This window comes from Aquitalea sp. ASV15, assembly GCF_016429115.1.
GTDB classification, from domain to species: Bacteria; Pseudomonadota; Gammaproteobacteria; order Burkholderiales; family Chromobacteriaceae; genus Aquitalea; species Aquitalea magnusonii.
Genome location: NZ_JAELTZ010000018.1, coordinates 1 through 19463, shown reverse-complemented (window position 1 = coordinate 19463; position 19463 = coordinate 1). Strand labels below are relative to the sequence as shown.

The window sequence follows — 19463 nt, the reverse complement described above, 5'->3', positions numbered from 1 at the left end:
CGGAAACAACAAGACAAAAACGCTCAGAAACGCAGTGGCCACAGCCGGGCGCGGGCGCGCCAGCCTTGCCACAGCCGCGCCAGGCCGTCCGGCTCCTTGATCAGGAACAGGATGATCAGCACGCCGAAGATGATTTTTTGCAGGTTCTCCAGCTGCCCGGCAGGCAGCACGCCGCTGAGCAAGCTGCCGGACAGGATGGACAGCACGATGGGCAGCAGCACGATGAAGGCCGCGCCCAGGAAATTGCCCAGAATGCTGCCCATGCCGCCCAGGATGATGATGAACAGCACCTGAAACGACCGGCTGAGATCAAAGCCGTGCGGCTCCACCGTGCCCAGATAGGTAAACGCCCACAGCGAACCGGCCACCCCCAGGATGAAAGAGCTGATGGCAAAGGCCAGCAGTTTGGTGCGCAGGATGGGGATGCCGATGACAGCGGCGGCAGTATCCATGTCGCGCACCGCCATCCAGTTGCGGCCCAGGCTGCTGCGTACCAGATTGGCCGCCAGCACAAACAGCGGCAGCACCACGCTGAGGGTGAGCAGATAACGTCCGGCCGGGCTGCCAAAATCGTGACCGGCCACCAGCAGCGGCGGCGCGGTGATGACGCCGGATTCGTTACCGTTGGAGAACCAGGCAAACTTGGTGAGCAGCCACTCGACAAAGAACTGTGCCGCCAGCGTGGACACCAGCAGATAAAAGCCCTTGATGCGCAGGCTGGGCAGGCCGAACACCACCCCCACTGCCGCGGCCACCACGCCACCGGCGACAAAGCTGAGCAAGAGCGGCAGGCCCGGCAGCAGGAATTGCAGCTTGTAACTGGCAAACGCCCCCACCGCCATGAAGGCGGCCGAACCCAGCGACAGCTGGCCGGCATAGCCGGTAAGCAGGTTCAGCCCCAGCCCGGCCAGCGACAACACCAGAAACGGAATCAGAATGGCGCTGAACCAGTAGTCGTTGCCAATGAAGGGCAACAGGCCGAAGGCCAGCAGCAGCAAGACCCACAGCGCGGCACGCTGCTGCCATAGCCGCAGTGCGCGGCCATCCTGCCGGTAGCGGGTGCTGAATTGCCCGGATTCCTGATAAAACATGCGTATTCTCCTTACACCCGTTCAATGGCGCGTTCGCCAAACAAGCCTGCCGGACGCAGCAGCAGGAACAGCAGCGCCAGCACATAGGGAAACCAGTTTTCAATGCCACCGCTGAGCAGCGGCCCCAGATACACTTCCGCCAGTTTTTCGCTGGCCCCCACAATCAGCCCGCCGACAATGGCGCCGCCTATCGAGGTAAAGCCGCCGATAATCAGCACCGGCAAGGCCTTGAGCACGATCAGCGACAGGGAAAACTGCACCCCAAGCCGCGCGCCCCATAACAGTCCGGCCACCAGTCCCACCAGCCCGGCCACCGCCCATACCAGCACCCACATGCGTTGCAGGCGGATGCCCACTGCCAGCGCGGCCAGCTGGTCGTCCGCCACTGCGCGCAGCGACAGGCCGATGCGGGTCTTGTTGAACAGCAAGGACAGCAGCAGCACCAACAGCCCGGCGCTAGCGGCGGCAAACAGGTCGAAGCGCGACAGCATCAGGCCGCCCAGCTCCAGCGGCGTGTCCTCGATGCCCAGGTCCAGCCCGTGCACCTGTGCGCCCCACAGCGCCTGGGCCACACCTTCCACCACATAGCTCAGGCCCAGCGTGGCCATGAACAGGGTGATGGGTGGCCGGTTCACCAGATGGCGCAGCACCAGCCGCTCCAGCAACAGCGCCAGCAGCAGCATGGACAATAGGCTGATGACAAAAGACAGCCAGAACGGCAGGCCGCGTTCCAGCAGGCTGACAAAGGTGAGCGCGGCAAACAGCACCATCGAGCCTTGGGCAAAATTGAAGACCCCGCTGGCCTTGTAAATCAGCACGAAACCGATGGCCACCAGCGAGTACATCACCCCGGCCAGCAAGCCGCCGAGCAGTACTTCCATGAAAAACGACATCAGACAGCCCCCTTACAGGTCCCCGCCCCGCGCGAAAATCCCGCCGGGAACAAGGTGGATACGGATCAGAAAACAGGCTTTAGTGGCGTTGCTGGCCCAGATACGCGGCAATCACCTCGGGCAGCGCACGCACGGCTTCGGGCTCGCCATCGCCGATCTTGCGGCCGTAGTCCAGCACCACCACGTGGTCGGACAGTTCCATCACCACGCCGATGTCGTGCTCGATCAGCACGATGGTGGTGCCGAACACCTGGTTGACCTCGCGGATGAACTGGCTCATCTCGCGCTTTTCCTCGCGGTTCATCCCGGCCATGGGCTCATCCAGCAACAGCAGGCGTGGCCGGGCCGCGAGCGCCCGCCCCAGCTCCACCCGCTTTTGCAGGCCATAAGGCAGCTGGCCCACCGGGATGTGCCGCCAGGCTTGCAGGCGCAGAAAGGCAATCACCTCCTCGGCTACCGCACGCTGGGCTTCTTCATCGGCCACCGCACGGCCTACACGGAAGGCCTGCTCCAGCCAGCTGCTGCGGCTGGCCAGGTTGCGGCCGGTGAGAATGTTGTCCAGCACGCTCATGCCCTTGAACAAGGCAATGTTCTGGAAGGTGCGGGCAATGCCTGCCACCGCAGCCTCGTGCGGCTGCATGGCGCGGCGGGCGCGACCGGCAAAACGGATTTCCCCTTGCTGCGGCTGATACACACCGTTGATGACATTGAGCAAGGAGCTTTTGCCCGCGCCATTGGGGCCGATCAAGGCGCAGATTTCCCCTTCGGCCACGTCAAAGCCGATGTCGGTCACCGCCTTGACACCCTTGAAGCTCAGGGAGATGTGCGACAGGCTCAGCAAGGGCGCTACGGTCTGGGACATAGTGTTGTTTCCATTTCTTGATTCAGGCTTGCAGGGGAGGCGTAGCGGAAGGCCGCCATTGCTGCGTGCTGCCTTCCGGTTCTGGCTGCAGCGCTCTTTGCTGCCATTCACCGCTATCCGGCCAGTTGCGCACCTCCACCCCCAGCACGGCAAAGAAGTGGCGGGTGTTTTCCGCCAGCGGCGCACCCAGCAGCAACGGCACCCGCGTGCGGCTAAAGCCCAGCACATCGCGCAGCGGACGAATCACGCTGTAATGCCCGGCCCAGCGCCAGAAGCGCCCGGCATCGGGTTGCAGCACCCGGTCCACCAGCGCGCGTTGCCAGCTGCCGGTGGGTGGCAGGCGGCTGCGCGCCAGTTGCTCCAGCCGGGTGTAGGTTTCGCGCGTACCGCCCACCAGGGTGGGCCCCAGCTCGCGACGGTCGTTGTCGCGGGTGGCAAGGTTTTCCGGGAAATTCAGCCGGAAACCGGCTTGCAGCCACGGTGCCAGCAGGTAGCGCACCTGGGCGGAACTGGCAAAGGCACGCGAGGCCAGGGCGTCTTCATTGGCAGTCAGGCCCTCGGCCTGTAACAGCTGGCTGCCCGCCTGCAGCAAATGGCCATGCTGCAAGGCCTGCTGTTGCAGCTCGCCCCGGCCATCCACCCGCCAGAAGCGGAAGGCCACCGCGCTGTTACTGGCCAGCAAGGCGGGCGCAGGCAAGGCCGCGCCTGCTTGCTGCAACTGCGCAACCGCCTGCCAGCCCGGCCCTACCCGCTGCTGCAAGCCACGCCCTTCGGCGTAGAGCAATAGCGCGGGGCTGGGCAAATCACGCGGCAGGCTGTGCAGGGCCTCGGCATCCTCCACCAGCAGCCAGCGCGGCTGTAAATGCAGCAGGATGGCCTGCAAGTCACGCACCGGCTGTTGCGGGTCCAGCGCGACCGCCTCCCCGCCCAGCCACTGCGCCGCCAGGCTGAGCAACAGCACTTCGGGGCGCGGATGACTGAGCAACACCAGGCTGTGCCCGGCCGCAAAGCCTTGCGCAGCCAGACCAGCCGCCAGTGCGGCCACTTGCTGCTGCAGCTCGGCCCAGCGCCATTGCTGCCAGATACCCAGCCGCTTGTGGCGCAAGGCAATGGCCTGCGGCTGTTGGTCGGCCTGCCATGCCAGCCAGGCTGGCAGGCCGGCGCTGCCGGGCAGCGGTGCTTCCTGATGTCGCTTCATCACCCTTGCTCCTGTCAGGCGGCTACGGCTTCGTGCTCTTTGGCGCGCGCTTCCAGCTCACGCACCAGCGGCAGCACTTTTTCGCCAAAGTAGGCCACTTCTTCCTGGAAGTGCAGGAAGCCGCCCAGCACCAGGTCCACACCCACGGCCTTCAGGGCGACGATGCGCTCGGCAATCTGTTGCGGGGTGCCAATCAGATTGGTCTTGAAGCCGTCGTTGTACTGCACCAGGTCTTCAAAGGTGGACTTGGCCCAGTTGCCCTCGCCTTCCGGGCTGGCCTGACCGGCCTGCTTCACCGCATCGCCAAAAGCGTTCACGGCTTCCGGGTCGGCCTTGTCGATGATTTCGGCCAACACGGCGCGGGCTTCTTCTTCGGTATCGCGGGCAATGATGAAGGCGTTGACGCCAATCTTGACCTGATGGCCGTTGACTGCTGCCTTGGCGCGGATGTCGTCCACCTGCGCCTTGATGCCTTCCACGGTATTGCCGTTGGTGAAGTACCAGTCGGACACACGTGAAGCCATGTCACGCGCGGCACGCGAGCTGCCACCCTGGAAGATTTCCGGGTGCGGCTGTTGCAGCGGTTTCGGCTTCAGGGTGTAGTCGCTGAAGCGGTAGAAGTCGCCCTTGAAGCTGAAGTTGTCCTGGGTCCAGATGCCCTTGAGCACGCGGATGAATTCTTCCGAACGGCGATAGCGTTCGTCATGCTCCAGCCACGGTTCGCCAATGGCGGTGAATTCGCCCTGGAACCAGCCGGAAACAATATTCACTGCCACGCGGCCACCGGTGAGGTGGTCGATGGTGGCAATCTGCTTGGCCAGCACCGCCGGGGTCCACGGGCCGGGCAGAATGGCGGCAATCACACGCAGTTTTTCGGTGGCGGCCAACAGCGCATGGCTGAAGGAAACCGACTCGTGCTGGTATTCCGCGCCATAACCGGCGGTAAAGCGGATTTGCGACAGCGCGTATTCAAAGCCGGCCTTCTCGGCGATTTGCGCCAGCTTGCGGTTGTAGTCGATATCCCAGCTGGTGCGCTGTTCGATCTTGCTGACCACCAGGCCACCGCTGACATTGGGTACCCAGTAGGCAAACTTGATGGCGTTATGTGCTTGGCTCATGTGATTTCTCCGCGAGTTAAAGTAGGCAATTCAAAGTGGGCAAGACGGGCTTGATTCAAACAGGGGAAGCGACAGCATCTGTGCTGGCAATCAGCGGCTGGCGATGACTGATCAGCGGCAAGGCACGTTCCACCGCCAGGCGGATCCGTACCTGCAAGGCGCTAGCGCTGACCTGGTAGTCGGTAAAGTCGGCCTCGGCGGCGTAGATACCCAGCGGCAGGGTTTGCGCTTGAAAGAAGCTGAACAAGGGGCGCAGCTGATGTTCGATCACCAGCGCATGGCGCTCGCTGCCACCGGTGGCGGCCAGCAGCACCGGCAGGTCGAACAGCGCTTCGTGATGCACAAAGTCAAAGAAATGCTTGAACAGGCCGGTGTAGCTGGCGCGGTAAACCGGGCTGGCGACAATCAGCAAGTCGGCCTGCTCCACCGCCTGAATGGCTTCCCGCACGGATTCCGGCAAATCCGCCGGACGGGTGACGCCACCGTAGTGCGGGGCCAGCTCGCCCAGTTCGATCACGCGGGCCTCAACTGGCAAATGACCGGACAATTCCGCCAGCACGGCCTGCACCAGCGCCAGGGTGCGCGAGGGGCGCTGCAGGCTGCCGGAGACGGCAACAACATTAAAAGAGTGGCTCATGGCTTGCTCCATCATCAGGGTTCTCCTGATACATAGCAGCAAGCGTGCCAGCTTTATATTCCTTATATTTCAATTACTTGCATAAAATTAGACCTGTCTGGCAACTGCTGCTGCCGCACCAGCATGCTGACCGACTGCTGCCTGGGCAGCACCGGCAAAACCATGCAAAACAAAGCAGGATTGCTGATATGCAAAAAACATCAATCTCAATCCTCTGCCGCTTGTTTCGAATACAAAAAAGCACACCCCATAGGGTGTGCTTTTCATGATGAAGACGGTTGTCAGACCGGTCTGGCTTCAGCTTATTTGCCGTCCCACACGATATCCTTCACCACCAGCGGCTTGGGAATCAGCTTCAGCTTGAAGAAGGTGTCGGCAATGCGCTGCTGCTCGGCCACCACCTTGCCATCCAGCAGCTTCACGCCATAGCCGGAGCGTTTGGCAGCCACCTGCACAATGTCCTTGTCCAGGCCGATCTGGCTGGACAGCTCGGCCGCAACTTCCGGGATATGACTCTTGCCCCAGGCATCCAGCCGTTGCAGTTCTTCCAGCACCACCTTGATGACTTTGGGATTGCTGGCCACATAAGGCTTGCGTGCCAGGTAGAACTGGGTGTTGTTGACAATGCCCTTGCCGTCCGCCAGCTGGCGGGCATTCAGTTGCTTCTCGGCAGCGGCCAGGAAGGGGTCCCAGATCACCCAGGCATCCACGCTGCCCTGCTGGAAGGCGGCGCGGCCATCAGCCGGGTTGAGGAATACCGGGGTGATGTCTTCGTATTTCAGCCCGGCTTTTTCCAGCGCACGCACCAGCAGATAGTGCACATTGGAGCCCTTGTTCAGCGCCACGCGCTTGCCTTTGAGGTCCTTCACACTGCGGATGGGCGAATCCTTGCCCACCACAATGGCCTCGCCTTCCGGTGCGGCCGGTTCATTGGCCAGATACAACAGGTCGGCACCGGCTGCCTGGGCAAAGATGGGCGGGGTTTCACCGGTGGTGCCCAGGTCCACGCTACCCACGTTCAGCGCTTCCAGCAGCTGCGGGCCGCCGGGGAATTCCGCCCATTTCACCTTGACGCCCAGCGGGGCCAGGCGTTTTTCCAGCGTGCCCTGCGCTTTCAGCAGCACCAGCGTGCCGTATTTCTGATAACCGATATTCAGCGTGTCGCTGCCTGCAGCCAGCGCGGTGGCAGACAGCGAAGACAGCGCAAGGCCGGCAGCAGCCAGCAGGCCCAGTACACGACGACGGGTGGGGTTGAAGTGTTGCATCACGATTCCTTGTTGTTTGCAGTATGAGTCTCTGGTTTTACAGGCCGAACAGGCGGGCGGCATTGCCGTACAACACCTTGTCCAGCACATGGGGCCGCAGGCCAAGACCGTGCAGGTCGTCTATCGACTGGCCGATGGGGCGGAAGGGATAGGACGAACCAAACAGCAGCTGGTCGGCCATGAAGCCGTTGGCCGCCTCGATATACAGCTGGCTGCCGGGCAGGAACTGGTACATGTCCGGCACCACCAGCACGTTTTCGTGACGGAAGGCAATGCCGACAATCTCCGCCACGCGCGGCCAGTAGCCGTGGTAGCAAACAATGGGCAAATGCGGGAAATCCGCCGCCACCCGTGCCACCCCGGCGGGGTCGTTAAAGCGCGGGTCCGGCGTGGTGGGGCCGGACATCAGGAATGCAGGCACGCCCAGCGCGGCGCAGGTTTCATAGATGGGGTAGTACACCGCATCGTCCGGCTGGCGCGCCGGCACGCCAAAGCCCGGTTCGATATCAATACCGGCCAGGCCCAGTTGCTGGATGGCGCGTTCCACCTCGGCCACTGCCGCCTGTTCGCCCTGCAAGGCCGGGTCCACCCCGGCAATGCCCAGCAGGCGCTCATGGCCATGAACGATCTGATGGATAGTGTCGTTGGGCAGGTGCTGGCCCGGCGTATGCCGCCCCACCACCACTGCGTGACTGAGGCCAGCGTTTTCCACTTCATCCAGAAAACCCTGCTGGGTGAGCGAGGAGACAAAGTGCTGGTCGTCACGCGAACCCACGCGGCGGTTGAGCCAGCGCGCGGCTTCGTAAGCCTGCGTGCCGGGCGAGGCACCAAAGAAGTCGTGCAGGAAGGCAGGCCTGCAACGCATGTCGATCACCTTCATGCCGCCTCCGTTTCGGCCACGGTTTTCTGCACCACGGTGCTGGCATCAAACGGCCCGCCGGTCTGCACGCGGTCGTCGCCATACACCCAGCGCTTGCCCGGCAACAGCGGGAACACCAGTTCGGCAAAGCGGTAGGCTTCTTCCAGATGCGGGTAGCCGGACAGGACAAAGCTGTCCACGCCCAGGTCGGCATATTCCTTCAGCCGCGCGGCCACGGTTTGTGCATCGCCCACCAGCGCAGTACCGGCACCGCCACGTACCAGGCCGACACCGGCCCACAGATTGGGGCTGACTTCCAGCTGGTCACGCTTGCCACCGTGCAGCGCGGCCATGCGGCGCTGGCCTTCGGAATCCATTGCAGCAAAACGCTGCTGCACCTTGGCAATCACTTCGTCATCCAGATGGCTGATCAGCGCATTGGCCGCCGCCCAGGCTTGCTCGGTGGTTTCGCGCACAATCACATGCAGGCGCACGCCAAAGCGCACGGTGCGGCCCAGTCTGGCGGCGCGGGCGCGTACATCGGCAATCTTCTCGGCCACGGCGGCCGGGGGCTCGCCCCAGGTAAGGTAGGCTTCCACATGCTCGGCCGCCAGGTCGTGCGCGGCATTGGACGAGCCGCCAAAGTACAAGGGAGGTGCCGGTTTCTGTACCGGCTCGAAGAAGTTCTGCGCGTTTTCCACCGTGTGGTATTTACCGGCGTAGCTGACGGTTTCGCCTGCCAGCAGGCGTTTCCAGATATGCAGGAATTCGCTGGCTTCTTCGTAACGCTGGTCGTGATCGAGGAAAATGCCGTCGGCGGCCAGTTCGGCCGAATCGCCCCCCGCCACCACATTCAGCAGCAGACGGCCATTGCTGGCCTGGTCCAGCGTGGCGGCCATACGCGCGGCAGCGGTGGGCTTGGTCAGCGCGGTGCGCAGTGCCACCAACAGCTTCAGCCGGCTGGTCACCGGCACCAGACTGGAGGCGGTGACCCACGGGTCCAGGCAGCCGCTGCCAGTGGGAATGAGGATGCCGTCGTAACCCAGATTGTCCGCCGCCACGGCAATTTGCCGCAGGTATTCGTTGCTGACGGCGCGGCCGGAGCCGGACTGGCCCAGATAACGGGTATCGCCGGAGGTCGGCAGAAACCAGAAAATGTCGAGACTCATGCTGCTTCCTTTGCTGGCAGATTGCATGACGCCGCAGCGCACCGGACTGGCGGCTGTGGCATGAAGGTGATGGGCCGATTCTAGTCAGCGCCCTGCACTGCACGAACCAAGGAAAACAGCAAAGCAAATCAATTTAAGTCATAACCTGTCATGACAGCTTGCCCGGCATTTGGGCTTATACTCGGCGCAATCCAATCAAGCCCTGCCCGCTCATGACCACATTAGCCACGCCCCAGGCGCTGCATGCCCGCATCCGCGAAAGCCTGCGCAGCCAGATTCTCAGCGGCCATTATGGCCAGCACGACAAACTGCCATCGGAAAAACAGCTGATGGAAAGCTTTGGCGTCAGCCGCATTACCGTACGCCATGCGCTGGGCGCGCTGGAACAGGAAGGCATGATCTTCCGCATTGCCGGCAAAGGCTGCTATGTAGCCAAGAGCAAACCCGTGCAGACCCTTACCCGGCTGCAAGGCTTTGCCGAGGCCATGCATAGTCAGGGCTACGCCGCCTGCAACCGGGTGCTGAGCCTGCAAACCCTGCCCGCCAGCGAAACCGTGGCGCTGGCCTTTGGCGTGGCGGTAGGTACACCCATGGTGGAGCTGCGCCGCCTGCGCTATCTGGACAATCTGCCGGTGTCGCTGGACATCAGTTACTTCACCCAGGAGCTGGGCTTGCGGCTGGCGCGGGAAGACCTGGCCAGCCGTGATGTGTTTCACATTCTGGAAAACGACTACGGCCTGCCGCTGGGCCATGCCGACCTCAGCATAGAAGCCACACTGGCCAGCGCAGAAGAAGCCAGCTTGCTGGACGTCAGCACAGGAGCACCTCTGCTGGCGCTGCAACGCATGACCCGTGGTGCCGATGGCGCCGGGCTGGAGCTGGACTTCATCCGCTACCGTGCCGACCGCTTCCGCTACCAGCTGCGGGTGGAGCGCAACTAAGCCAACACCCTGCTGCGCTGGCAGCAGCCAGCCAGCACCGTTGTGCTGATTTACAGCAAAAAGCCGTGTTTAACGGCGCAAAACCACGCTTTTTGTCAGGCACGCTTATTGCCATTCCTGTGACATCCCCGGTTATCCGGACTTACACAAGGAAACGCGATGACGACCTCCCTGAGCGAGCAAGCTGCCGTTCGTGTCAACTCTCCCGAGCCTTTCGCCGCCCGCCCGCGCCCCACCACCCCGGCGCACATCATCCGTGACGATGCCGAAGCCATCGCCGTGGCGCGTCAGCTGGCCATCCGCTTTGCCCAGGGTGCCGCCCTGCGCGACCGCGAAGGCCTGCTGCCGCTGGCCGAAGTGGACGCCTACTCGCAAAGCGGGCTGTGGGGCATCAATGTGCCCAAGGCCTATGGCGGCGCTGGCGTGTCCTACGCCACGCTGGCCGAGGTGATCAAGATCATTGCCGAAGCCGACTCCAGCATCGCCCAGATCACCCAGAACCATCTGGCCATCAACCTGCATATCGCACTGGATGGCAGCGAGGCACAAAAGCAGGAACTGTTCGGCCTGGTGCTGCAGGGCTACCGCTTTGGCAATGCCTTCTCCGAACTCAACAGCAAGACCGTGGCCGCGTTTGAAACCCGCTATGCCCTCGATGGTGATACCGCCGTGGTGAATGGCGAGAAGTTCTACACCACCGGCGCGCTGCTGGCGCACATCGTGCCCATCGTGGCGGTGGGTGAAGACGGCCTGGGCGCACTGGTATTTGCCGACCGCGACACGCCGGGGCTGAGCGTGATCAACAACTGGTCCAGCTTTGGCCAGCGCACCACTGCCTCCGGCGGCGTGAAGATTGAACAGGTACGGGTACCGGCCAGCCGCGTGCTGCCGATTGCCGTCTTCGACACTCCCACCGTGGCCGGGCCGGTGTCGCAAATCATCCAGGCCGCCATTGACGGCGGCATCGCCCGCGCCGCGCTGGCCGACACCATCGAGTTCATCCGTTCGCAAAGCCGCCCCTGGCTGGATAGCGGCAAGGACAAGGCCGCTGACGACCCGTTTACCGTCTCCGCCATCGGCCTGCTGGAAATCCGCTTGCATGCTGCCGAGGCGCTGCTGGAAAAGGCTGGCCGCCTGATCGACGCCGCACTGGCCCAGCCGGATGAAAGCAGCGTGGCACTGGCCACCGTTGCCACCGCCGAAGCCAAGGTGCTAACCACTGAAATTGCCATCGAGGCCAGCAACAAGCTGTTCGAACTGGCAGGCACCCGCGCCACGCTGATTGCCCACAACCTGGACCGCCACTGGCGCAATGCCCGCGTGCACACCCTGCACGACCCGGTGCGCTGGAAATACTTCCACATCGGCAACTACTACCTGAACCACATCGCGCCGCCGCGCCATCCGTGGAACTAAGCCATCACCGGCAGTGCGGCAGTGCAGCACTGCCGGTATTCGCCCAATCGCCAAACAGGAAACAACCATGAGCCAACACACCCTGCCGGACGACCTGTCCACCGGCACCGACTACGAAACCCTGGCCCAGCGCTTTCGCCCCATCTTTGCCGAAATCGCCCAGACCGCCCTGCAACGCGAACGCGAACGCAAGCTGCCCTACGAGCCGATCAACTGGCTGAAACAGGCCGGTTTTGGCGCGGTGCGCGTGCCCAAGCAATATGGCGGTGCCGGTGCCTCGCTGCCGCAGCTGTTCCAGCTGCTGGTGGAACTGGCCACCGCCGATTCCAACCTGCCGCAAGCGCTGCGCGGCCATTTCGCCTTTGTCGAAGACCGCCTGAACGCCCCGGCAAGCCCGGAACGCGCAGTCTGGTTCAAGCGTTTTGTCGCCGGAGAAATTGTCGGGAATGCCTGGACCGAAATCGGCGAGGTCGCCGTGGGTGAGGTCATTACCCGCGTCAGCCGCCAGGGCGACAAACTGCTGCTCAATGGCCGCAAGTTCTACAGCACCGGCAGCATTTTTGCCGACTGGATCGACGTTTACGCCCAGGTGGATGGCAGCAACCAGGACGTGATTGCCGCCATCCGCACCAGCGACCCCGGCGTGACGCAAAGCGACGACTGGGACGGCTTTGGTCAGCGCACCACCGGCAGCGGCAGCACCGTGTTTGAAAACGTGACGGTGGAAGCGGAAAACCTGATCGACTTTGCCAGCCGCTTCAAATACCAGACCGCCTTCTACCAGCTGGTACTGCTGGCGGTGCTGGCCGGCATCGGCAAGGCGGTGGAACGCGATGTGGCGCAGCAGGTGCGCGACAGAAAGCGCGTGTTCAGCACCGGCAATGCCACTAGCGTAAGTCAGGATGCGCAAATCCAGCAGGTGGTGGGTGAAATCTCCGCGCTGGCCTATGCCGCCGAAGCCACCGCCATTCGCGCCGCCCAGCCGGCCCAGCGCGCTTACGAAGCCCGCTTTGGCAACGACGCCGCGCGCGAACGCGAGGCCAATATCGACGCCGAGCTGGAATCGGGCAAGGCACAGATCGTGGTATCCGAACTGGTATTGCGTGCATCCACCCAGCTGTTCAATGCCCTGGGTGCATCGTCGGCCCGTGCCGAACTGCTGCTGGATCGCCACTGGCGCAATGCCCGCACCGTGGCTTCACACAATCCGCTGATCTACAAGGCGCGCATTGCCGGTGACTGGGCCATCAACGGCACCGAACCGCCTTATGTCTGGCAGATTGGCCGCGGCAAGGCCTGATGGTTTTGTGCGTTGGACAATGACAAGGCCCGCGTTTGCGGGCCTTTTGCATGGATGTCATCCGTAAAATCTGCAGCGCTAATCCATGAGCAGAAAACCGGTACAGAACAGGCCCTGCAGCTTGACGCCGCCAATGTCACCGCCATCACAGAAATCCTGGCAACAAATAACGCATCAACTGGCAAACACCATCCTGACACATCCCCATCCATGGGGATTTTTCCTGCAGATTCCTGCCCGCCACTTGCAGCAGGTTTTGCAGCCACATCTGCGCCGGCACAAAAAAAAGCCGGGTCAACAGACCCGGCATGAAGAAGAGACATGCAAGAAGGAGAAACAGAGACAACGGAACTACAGACAACACATCAAACCGGCTGCGGCGTCAGGCGCAGATAGGGCCGTACGGCACGGTAGCCCCGGGGAAACTTTTCACGGATCAGTGCTTCATCCTGCAGCGATGGCACGATCACCACTTCCTCACCCTGCTGCCAGTTGGCTGGCGTGGCCACGCTGTGGTGGTCGGTCAGTTGCAGGGAGTCGATCACCCGCAGGATTTCGGCAAAATTGCGGCCGGTACTGGCCGGATAGGTAATGATCAACCGCACCTTGTGTGCGGGATCGATAATGAACAGCGAACGCACGGTATGGGTGCTGCTGGCATTGGGGTGAATCAGGTCGTAGGCCTCGGACACCTTGCGGTCGGCATCCGCCACGATGGGGAAATTCACCTTGGTCTGCTGGGTGTCGTTGATATCGGCAATCCAGCCATGGTGGGCTTCCACCGGGTCTACCGACAGCGCCAGCACCTTGACATTGCGGCGGGCAAACTCCTGCTGCAACTTGGCCGTGGCACCCAGTTCGGTGGTGCACACCGGGGTGTAGTCGGCCGGGTGGGAAAACAGCACGGCCCAGCTGTCACCCTTCCACTGATGGAAGTTCAGTTCGCCAATGGTGGATTGCTGGCGGAAATCCGGAGCAAGGTCGCCAAGTCGCAGAGTCATGCTGCTTTCCTTTATGGTGTGATTGCGTGATGGGCTTACTGTAAGCACTGCCACAGCGGCCGTGAACCAAGGAAAACTGCGTTGCTTATCAAGCCATGGCTGGATAAGCCAGCGCAAAGCTGCATAAGCCGCGTGGTTTACACAGAAACAGGGGCAGCCCCTGCGGACTGCCCCTGGTGGAGATACAAACGGCGCCGACTACTGCTGGCTGATGATGGTGCCGGCAGGCTGCGGGCCGTGCTCCAGATAGGCCGACACGCGCTCACCCCAGCGCTCGAAGGGGTAGTAATCCCAGATGGCGTGGTGCTGGGTGGCCCAGTTGTCCCACAACAGCAGCATGTCCGCTTGCCAGTGAATGCGCGCCTGGAAGGACTGGTGTTTTTCGATATGGCGATACAACAGCTGCAATAGCGCATCGCTTTCGGCACGGCTCAGCTGCACGATGTGCGAGGTAAACGCTTCATTGACAAACAAAAAGGGGCGACCACTGAGCGGATGTTTTGCCACCACCGGGTGTTCGCTGGCATTGAATACCTGACCGGGCTTGGGTTCGGCGCCATAGCCATTACTCCATCCCTCCCGCCCGTCATGTACCGCAGTCAGCCCCAGCAGCAGTTGCTTGATGGGCTCGGACAAGGACTCGTAAGCCAGATAAAGGTTGGCAAAAGCGGTATCACCACCGCCGACTTCCGGCAGGCGGGTGACGCGCAGCAAGGACGCCCAGATCGGATGCGGGTCGCAAGAAACATCGTTATGCCAGGCATCGCCTGCGGTGTAACGGGTGGTGCGGCCGGTTTTCCAGCCCAGGATTTCCGCATCGCCACTGCGTGCAGTCAGCTGGGTGCTGTCGCCCAGCACATGCTGGTGCAGGCTGCCAAACAGACGGCCAAATGCCTTGTGTTGCTCGGCATTGATGGCCTGGCCGGGAAAGGTGAGTACCAGATGTTCGGTCAGCGCCTGGCGGATTTCTGCCAGCTGGGCAGGCGGCAGTGGCTGGCTGAGGTCCACACCAAGAATTTCCGCCCCCAGGGCCGGGGACAGCCGCTTGAGGTCGAAGGTCTGGTACTGGGTCAGTTCGCGGGTGTTCCAGCCCTCAATGGCCAGCTTGTCGTTGTAATCCTGATAAAAGCTCATCCTGGCAGCCTCTCAAAGCAAGGGGAATGAAAACACGGCCTGTCATGACAGGACATAACCATGTGCATGCAATGGATAATAAAAAACCATGTCCACATTCCCAACCAAGAAAAACCGGATTGCTTATTCCTGCTGTCGCAAGGGTTATTGGCTCAGCCTTGCAGCCAGAGCATGCTGCGGATGGAGAAAATCGCAGTCACCGTCGCCGCCAGCAAACTGACCGCGCACAAGCCTTGTGGTCATATGGCAGCCCGATGCAGGGGCAGAGCCGCATCAGCGGCGCGGCATCAAAACAAAAACACCCGCCGTAGCGGGTGTGATAAAGCATACCGGCCAGACCGGATCAGGCTGGCACGCCCTCAGGCACAGCGGCGGCCAGCGCCGCCATTTCGGTTCGCTCGCGATAAGCAATCAGGTCGGCAATGGTGATGATGGGCAGGCCATGCTGACGGGCAAAGTGCAGCAATTCCGGGCGGCGCGCCATGCTGCCATCGTCATTGACGATTTCGCACAGCACCCCTGCCGGGGCCAGTCCGGCCAGCCGCGACAGATCCAGTGCCGCCTCGGTATGACCCGGACGCGCCAGCACCCCGCCCGGCGCATAGCGCAAGGGGAAAATATGCCCCGGCCGGGCAAAGTCGCTGGCCGGAATGCGGCTGTCCGCCAATGCCCGCAACGTGGCGGCGCGGTCGGCCGCGCTGATGCCGGTACTGGTGCCGTGCAGATAGTCCACGGTCACGGTGAATGCGGTGCGCTGCGATTCATTATTGCTGCTCACCATCAGCGGCAGTTGCAGCTGGTCCAGCCGCTCGCCGGTCAGCGCCACGCACACCACGCCACTGCTGTAGTGCACCAGGAAGGCCATCTGCGCTGCGGTGATTTTCTCGGCAGCGATGATCAGGTCGCCTTCGTTTTCACGGTCGGTATCGTCCACCACCACGGCAAAGCCACCGGCGGCAATGGCGGCAATGGCTTGTTCCACACTGTCAAAATCGTCTTCAACTGCTTGCAGGTTCTGGGTCATCTTGGGTCTCAGGAATAAAACGAGGGGGTCGGGTACTGGCCATTCAGTGCCCAGTCACCCAGCTCTTGCAGCTTGTAATCCAGCGGGTCGTGCAGGCTGTGCACGCGCAAATTGCGCCAGAAGCGGTCCAGCCGCAACGCAGCGCTGGTGGCGCGTGCGCCGGTTACGTCGAAAATGCGGCTGGTCAGATCCAGCCCGCTGCGGCTGGCATGCACCTTGGCGGCGGCAATTTGCAAGGCCAGCTGGCCGCGGCCTGCCTCATCCAGCGCCTCGCCCCGCTGCCAGGCTTCATCCAGCTGGCGACCCGCGTGGTCGGCCAGCACACGCGCACCTTCCAGTACGGCCTGAAATTCGCCGTAATGCAGCAGGGTGTAAGGGTCCTTGCTGGCAGTTGTCGCCAGCGATGCGGGCCACAGGCGGCGCTGCTCCAGCGTGTAGCGCCGGGCTTCGGCCACCGCACCTTCGGCAATGCCCAGATAGATATTGGTGAGAATCAGCTGGGCAATCAGCGGACGCAGGCAGGCGCGTGGCGTGGATAGCGGGCCGGGTTGCAGCAGCAATTCATCCGCCCTCACCCGCACCTGCTCGAAACGGGCAGAGCCGCTATCGGTCTGGCGCTGGCCGATATTGTCCCAGTCCTGATGAATGTGCACGCCTTCCCGAGCGGTGGGGATGACGGCAATCAGCAAACCACCCTGCCCGGCGCGCAAGGCCGAAGCCAGCAGCATGTCCGAGTCGGTAGCGCCGGAGCAGAAGCTCTTGTCACCATGAAAGCGATAACCGTCGCCATCCGGCGTGGCCAGCGTGCGGGTATCCAGCGGGTTGAGTGCATTACCCCAGAACCAGCGCTCACGCACGGTTTGCTCGAACCAGGGCTGCCACTGGTCGGGCCGCCCGAACAACTGGGCAGTGGCCAGCAGCAAGTGCTGAAAGGCAAACACATGGGCTACCGAGCTATCCACCCGTGCCAGTTCACGCACAATCTGCAAGGTAGTGCTCCAGCTTTCGCCCAGTCCGCCAAATTCGCGCGGAATGATCAGGCCAAGCAGGCCGCTGTCGCGCAATGCATCGCGTTCGGCCTTGGGGGTGCCACCTTGCTGGTCACGCGCAATGGCCGTGCGGGCAAAACGGCTGGCCAGTTCGCGGGCAATGGCCAGCGGGCTATCCGGAGCAAGGGGCTGGCTAGTCATGTCCCCTCCCGCTCTGGCAGTGCTGCTGGCGGCCAGATGAAACATTTTTGCTGCTGAATAAATGAATAAGCATGAGATTACCTGCGGCTGAAATTAAACCGGGTGCGGTTTTGCCAGATAGGCATTAGCAGATTGCATGCCAGGCAATTCAGCCTTATTCATGCTGAATCCGGCCAGATATTGCTGCTGCAGCAGCAATTCATTCATCAGCGCTGCTGCGTACGCAGCAGCCAATAAACACGGTGCTGCAACAGCAGCACCATTCAAAAAACGGATATTGGTCGCCATCCCCGGCTAATTCGATTTGTGCATATATTCCTGATAAATCCTTGGTTTACAGCAACTGATTGGCACGGTTAAAACTGTCATCAATATGCCACACAGCACACCGTATAAAAGGATGAACGCTTGAACCTGCCCCACCACCTGCTGGCACCCTCGCCCACCGCCAGCACTCCGGCTTCGGCCCTGCTGCTGGCGCAGCAACTGGCTGCCCAGTTTGCAGCTACCGCAGCAGAGCGCGACCACGCCGGCGGCACGCCCAAGGCAGAACGCGATGCCATTCGCGCCAGCGGGCTGCTGGGCCTGTCCATTGCCAGCGAGCTGGGTGGCCTGGGCGCCAACTGGCAGCAAACCCTGCTGGTGGTGCGCGAATTTGCCAAGGCCGACAGTTCGGTGGCCCATGTGTTTGCCTTTCATCACCTGATGCTGGCCACTGTGGAGCTGTTCGGCCAGCCGGAACAATGGCAACCCTGGCATGAAATCACCACCCGGCAAAACTGGTTCTGGGGCAATGCCCTCAACCCGCTGGATGAGCGCACCATCAGCCGCCGCTTTGACGGCTGGTACGAGTTTTCCGGGCAGAAAAGCTTTTGCTCCGGCGCGCTGGATTCGCAAATGCTGGTGGTTTCCGCCCGTCAGCAGCACAGCGGGCAATTGGTGGTGGCGGCCATTCCCACCGGCCGCAGCGGCATCAGCGTGCAGCAGGACTGGAACAATATCGGCCAGCGCCAGACCGACAGCGGCAGCGTGAATTTCGAGAAAGTACGCATTGAAAATAATGAAGTGCTGGACCAGCCCGGCCCGCTCACCACGCCACGCTCCTGCCTGCGGCCACTGCTGGCGCAGCTGATCCTCACCAATATCTATCTGGGCATTGCCGAAGGCGCATTCGAGGAAGCCCGGCACTACACCTTGCACGAGGCGCGCCCCTGGCGGGCGGCACAGGTGGACCACACCCACGAAGACCCCTACATCCTGGGCCATTACGGCGAGTTCTGGGTGGGTCTGGAAAGCGTACGCGCCCTTACCGACCGTGCCGGCAACAGCATGGTGGCGGCGCTGGCACGGGGTGAGGCACTGACACAGGACGAGCGTGGCGAAGTGGCCATGCACATTGCCGCGGCCAAGGTGGCCGCCACCCGGATGGGCCTGAACCTGGCCTGTCAGATGTTCGAGGTTACCGGCGCGCGCGCCACCCATGCCGGACTGCGTCTGGACCGGCACTGGCGTAATTTGCGCACCCACACCTTGCACGATCCGGTTGATTACAAATTAAAGGAGTTAGGGGAATGGGCTTTGATTCGCAACTATCCGACACCGACGTTTTATTCCTGAAACCCGCATCGGCCCGCAGGGCCGAGCCAGCACAAGGCCCGGCCATGCCCCTGATCACCCTGCCGAACCGGCAAAGCCTGACTACCTCCATCCGCGCCACGGCACAAGTGTTCGAGGACCCGCAATCCACCGCCCTGCTTTCCCGGATACAGCTGATTGCCCCCAGCGACGCCAATGTGCTGATCATCGGCGAAACCGGCACCGGCAAGGAGCTGATTGCCCGTCATGTGCACGCGCTGAGCCAACGGGCCGACCAACCCTTTGTCGCGGTCAATTGCGGCGCGTTTTCCGAATCGTTGGTGGAAAGCGAACTGTTCGGCCATGAAAAAGGCGCATTTACCGGTGCCTTTGCCGCCAAACCCGGCTGGTTCGAGGCCGCCAATGGCGGCACGGTGTTTCTGGATGAAATCGGCGACTTGCCGCTGAACATTCAGGTAAAGCTGCTGCGCATCCTGCAGGAGCGCGAGGTGGTGCGACTGGGCTCGCGCAAACCCATTCCCATCAATGTGCGGGTGATTGCCGCCACCAATGTGCGGCTGGAAGAAGCCGTGGCTGCCGGACATTTTCGCGAGGACCTGTTCTACCGCCTGCGGGTGGCCCATCTGGCCCTGCCTGCCCTGCGCGACCGCCCCGGCGACATCCTGCCGCTGGCCCGGCATTTTGTGGACGAATACCGCCAGCGCCTGGGCTATGGCGATGTCGCCCTGCATGCCGATGCCGAGCGCAAGCTGCTGCAACACCCGTGGCC

General features: G+C 62.3%; 22 protein-coding genes. 7 read left to right on the top strand and 15 right to left on the bottom strand.

Annotated elements, in window-relative coordinates; all coding sequences use genetic code 11:
* Nucleotides 1-23 precede the first annotated feature (23 nt).
* The 10 genes from JHD64_RS10020 to ssuD form a co-directional block, all read right to left on the bottom strand.
* Complete coding sequence (locus JHD64_RS10020; RefSeq protein WP_199053153.1) at nucleotides 24-1091, bottom strand: branched-chain amino acid ABC transporter permease; 1068 nt, start codon at nucleotides 1089-1091, stop codon at nucleotides 24-26.
* An 11-nt stretch (nucleotides 1092-1102) separates the two neighbouring features.
* Nucleotides 1103-1984 (bottom strand): branched-chain amino acid ABC transporter permease, encoded by an 882-nt coding sequence (locus JHD64_RS10015; protein WP_178973244.1) that lies wholly within the window; start codon nucleotides 1982-1984, stop codon nucleotides 1103-1105.
* A gap of 79 nt (nucleotides 1985-2063) precedes the next feature.
* Nucleotides 2064-2846, bottom strand: coding sequence for an ABC transporter ATP-binding protein (locus JHD64_RS10010; RefSeq protein ID WP_199053152.1), 783 nt, complete (start codon nucleotides 2844-2846; stop codon nucleotides 2064-2066).
* Nucleotides 2847-2868: 22 nt separating this feature from the next.
* Nucleotides 2869-4044, bottom strand: a complete 1176-nt coding sequence (locus tag JHD64_RS10005; protein WP_199053151.1) for an AMP-binding protein — start codon at nucleotides 4042-4044, stop codon at nucleotides 2869-2871.
* Between the two features lie 14 nt (nucleotides 4045-4058).
* Nucleotides 4059-5162: a dimethylsulfone monooxygenase SfnG gene (gene sfnG, locus JHD64_RS10000; protein WP_199053150.1), complete on the bottom strand. Its 1104-nt coding sequence runs from the start codon at nucleotides 5160-5162 to the stop codon at nucleotides 4059-4061.
* A gap of 55 nt (nucleotides 5163-5217) precedes the next feature.
* Nucleotides 5218-5799, bottom strand: coding sequence for an FMN reductase (gene msuE, locus JHD64_RS09995; RefSeq protein WP_199053149.1), 582 nt, complete (start codon nucleotides 5797-5799; stop codon nucleotides 5218-5220).
* An 87-nt stretch (nucleotides 5800-5886) separates the two neighbouring features.
* On the bottom strand, nucleotides 5887-6066 hold the full coding sequence (locus JHD64_RS09990) for a hypothetical protein (protein WP_199053148.1): 180 nt from the start codon (nucleotides 6064-6066) through the stop codon (nucleotides 5887-5889).
* Nucleotides 6067-6101: 35 nt separating this feature from the next.
* A complete protein-coding gene (locus tag JHD64_RS09985; protein WP_059286528.1) occupies nucleotides 6102-7064 on the bottom strand; it encodes a sulfonate ABC transporter substrate-binding protein in 963 nt (320 codons plus the stop codon).
* Nucleotides 7065-7101: 37 nt separating this feature from the next.
* On the bottom strand, nucleotides 7102-7944 hold the full coding sequence (locus tag JHD64_RS09980; protein WP_199053147.1) for an amidohydrolase family protein: 843 nt from the start codon (nucleotides 7942-7944) through the stop codon (nucleotides 7102-7104).
* On the bottom strand, nucleotides 7941-9092 hold the full coding sequence (gene ssuD / locus JHD64_RS09975; RefSeq protein ID WP_199053146.1) for an FMNH2-dependent alkanesulfonate monooxygenase: 1152 nt from the start codon (nucleotides 9090-9092) through the stop codon (nucleotides 7941-7943). The genes JHD64_RS09980 and ssuD overlap by 4 nt, the downstream gene beginning before the upstream one ends.
* Nucleotides 9093-9304: 212 nt before the next feature.
* Here ssuD and JHD64_RS09970 point away from each other — a divergent pair, with 212 nt between their 5' ends.
* From JHD64_RS09970 to JHD64_RS09955, 4 genes are all read left to right on the top strand, one after another.
* Nucleotides 9305-10033 carry a GntR family transcriptional regulator gene (locus tag JHD64_RS09970; RefSeq protein WP_199053145.1) on the top strand — a complete coding sequence of 243 codons (729 nt, stop codon included), beginning with the start codon at nucleotides 9305-9307 and terminating at the stop codon, nucleotides 10031-10033.
* Between the two features lie 159 nt (nucleotides 10034-10192).
* Complete coding sequence (locus JHD64_RS09965) at nucleotides 10193-11449, top strand: SfnB family sulfur acquisition oxidoreductase (RefSeq protein ID WP_199053144.1); 1257 nt, start codon at nucleotides 10193-10195, stop codon at nucleotides 11447-11449.
* Nucleotides 11450-11516: 67 nt separating this feature from the next.
* Nucleotides 11517-12749 (top strand): acyl-CoA dehydrogenase family protein, encoded by a 1233-nt coding sequence (locus tag JHD64_RS09960; protein WP_199053143.1) that lies wholly within the window; start codon nucleotides 11517-11519, stop codon nucleotides 12747-12749.
* Between the two features lie 12 nt (nucleotides 12750-12761).
* The gene (locus JHD64_RS09955; RefSeq protein ID WP_199053142.1) at nucleotides 12762-13061 is read left to right on the top strand and encodes a hypothetical protein; all 300 of its coding nucleotides are present in this window, start codon (nucleotides 12762-12764) and stop codon (nucleotides 13059-13061) included.
* Between the two features lie 53 nt (nucleotides 13062-13114).
* Here the strand turns inward: JHD64_RS09955 and JHD64_RS09950 are convergent, their stop codons facing one another.
* Nucleotides 13115-13750, bottom strand: coding sequence for a peroxiredoxin (locus JHD64_RS09950; protein WP_199053141.1), 636 nt, complete (start codon nucleotides 13748-13750; stop codon nucleotides 13115-13117).
* 198 nt (nucleotides 13751-13948) lie between these two features.
* Nucleotides 13949-14884, bottom strand: coding sequence for a TauD/TfdA family dioxygenase (locus JHD64_RS09945; RefSeq protein WP_199053140.1), 936 nt, complete (start codon nucleotides 14882-14884; stop codon nucleotides 13949-13951).
* Nucleotides 14885-14910: 26 nt separating this feature from the next.
* Here JHD64_RS09945 and JHD64_RS09940 point away from each other — a divergent pair, with 26 nt between their 5' ends.
* Entirely contained in the window at nucleotides 14911-15195 is a 285-nt protein-coding gene (locus JHD64_RS09940; protein ID WP_199053139.1) for a hypothetical protein, read from the top strand.
* Nucleotides 15196-15227: 32 nt separating this feature from the next.
* Here JHD64_RS09940 and ribB read toward each other — a convergent pair whose 3' ends face one another.
* From ribB to JHD64_RS09925, 3 genes are all read right to left on the bottom strand, one after another.
* Nucleotides 15228-15908: a 3,4-dihydroxy-2-butanone-4-phosphate synthase gene (gene ribB, locus JHD64_RS09935; RefSeq protein WP_199053138.1), complete on the bottom strand. Its 681-nt coding sequence runs from the start codon at nucleotides 15906-15908 to the stop codon at nucleotides 15228-15230.
* A gap of 8 nt (nucleotides 15909-15916) precedes the next feature.
* A complete protein-coding gene (locus JHD64_RS09930) occupies nucleotides 15917-17098 on the bottom strand; it encodes an acyl-CoA dehydrogenase family protein (protein ID WP_199053137.1) in 1182 nt (393 codons plus the stop codon).
* 93 nt (nucleotides 17099-17191) lie between these two features.
* Complete coding sequence (locus tag JHD64_RS09925; RefSeq protein ID WP_199053136.1) at nucleotides 17192-17386, bottom strand: hypothetical protein; 195 nt, start codon at nucleotides 17384-17386, stop codon at nucleotides 17192-17194.
* Nucleotides 17387-17506: 120 nt separating this feature from the next.
* Between JHD64_RS09925 and JHD64_RS09920 the strand changes: the two genes are divergently transcribed.
* Both JHD64_RS09920 and JHD64_RS09915 read left to right on the top strand, forming a co-directional pair.
* A complete protein-coding gene (locus JHD64_RS09920; RefSeq protein ID WP_059287055.1) occupies nucleotides 17507-18715 on the top strand; it encodes an acyl-CoA dehydrogenase family protein in 1209 nt (402 codons plus the stop codon).
* A 44-nt stretch (nucleotides 18716-18759) separates the two neighbouring features.
* On the top strand, nucleotides 18760-19463 hold a 704-nt coding region (locus JHD64_RS09915; RefSeq protein ID WP_199053135.1), incomplete at its 3' end, for a sigma-54-dependent Fis family transcriptional regulator.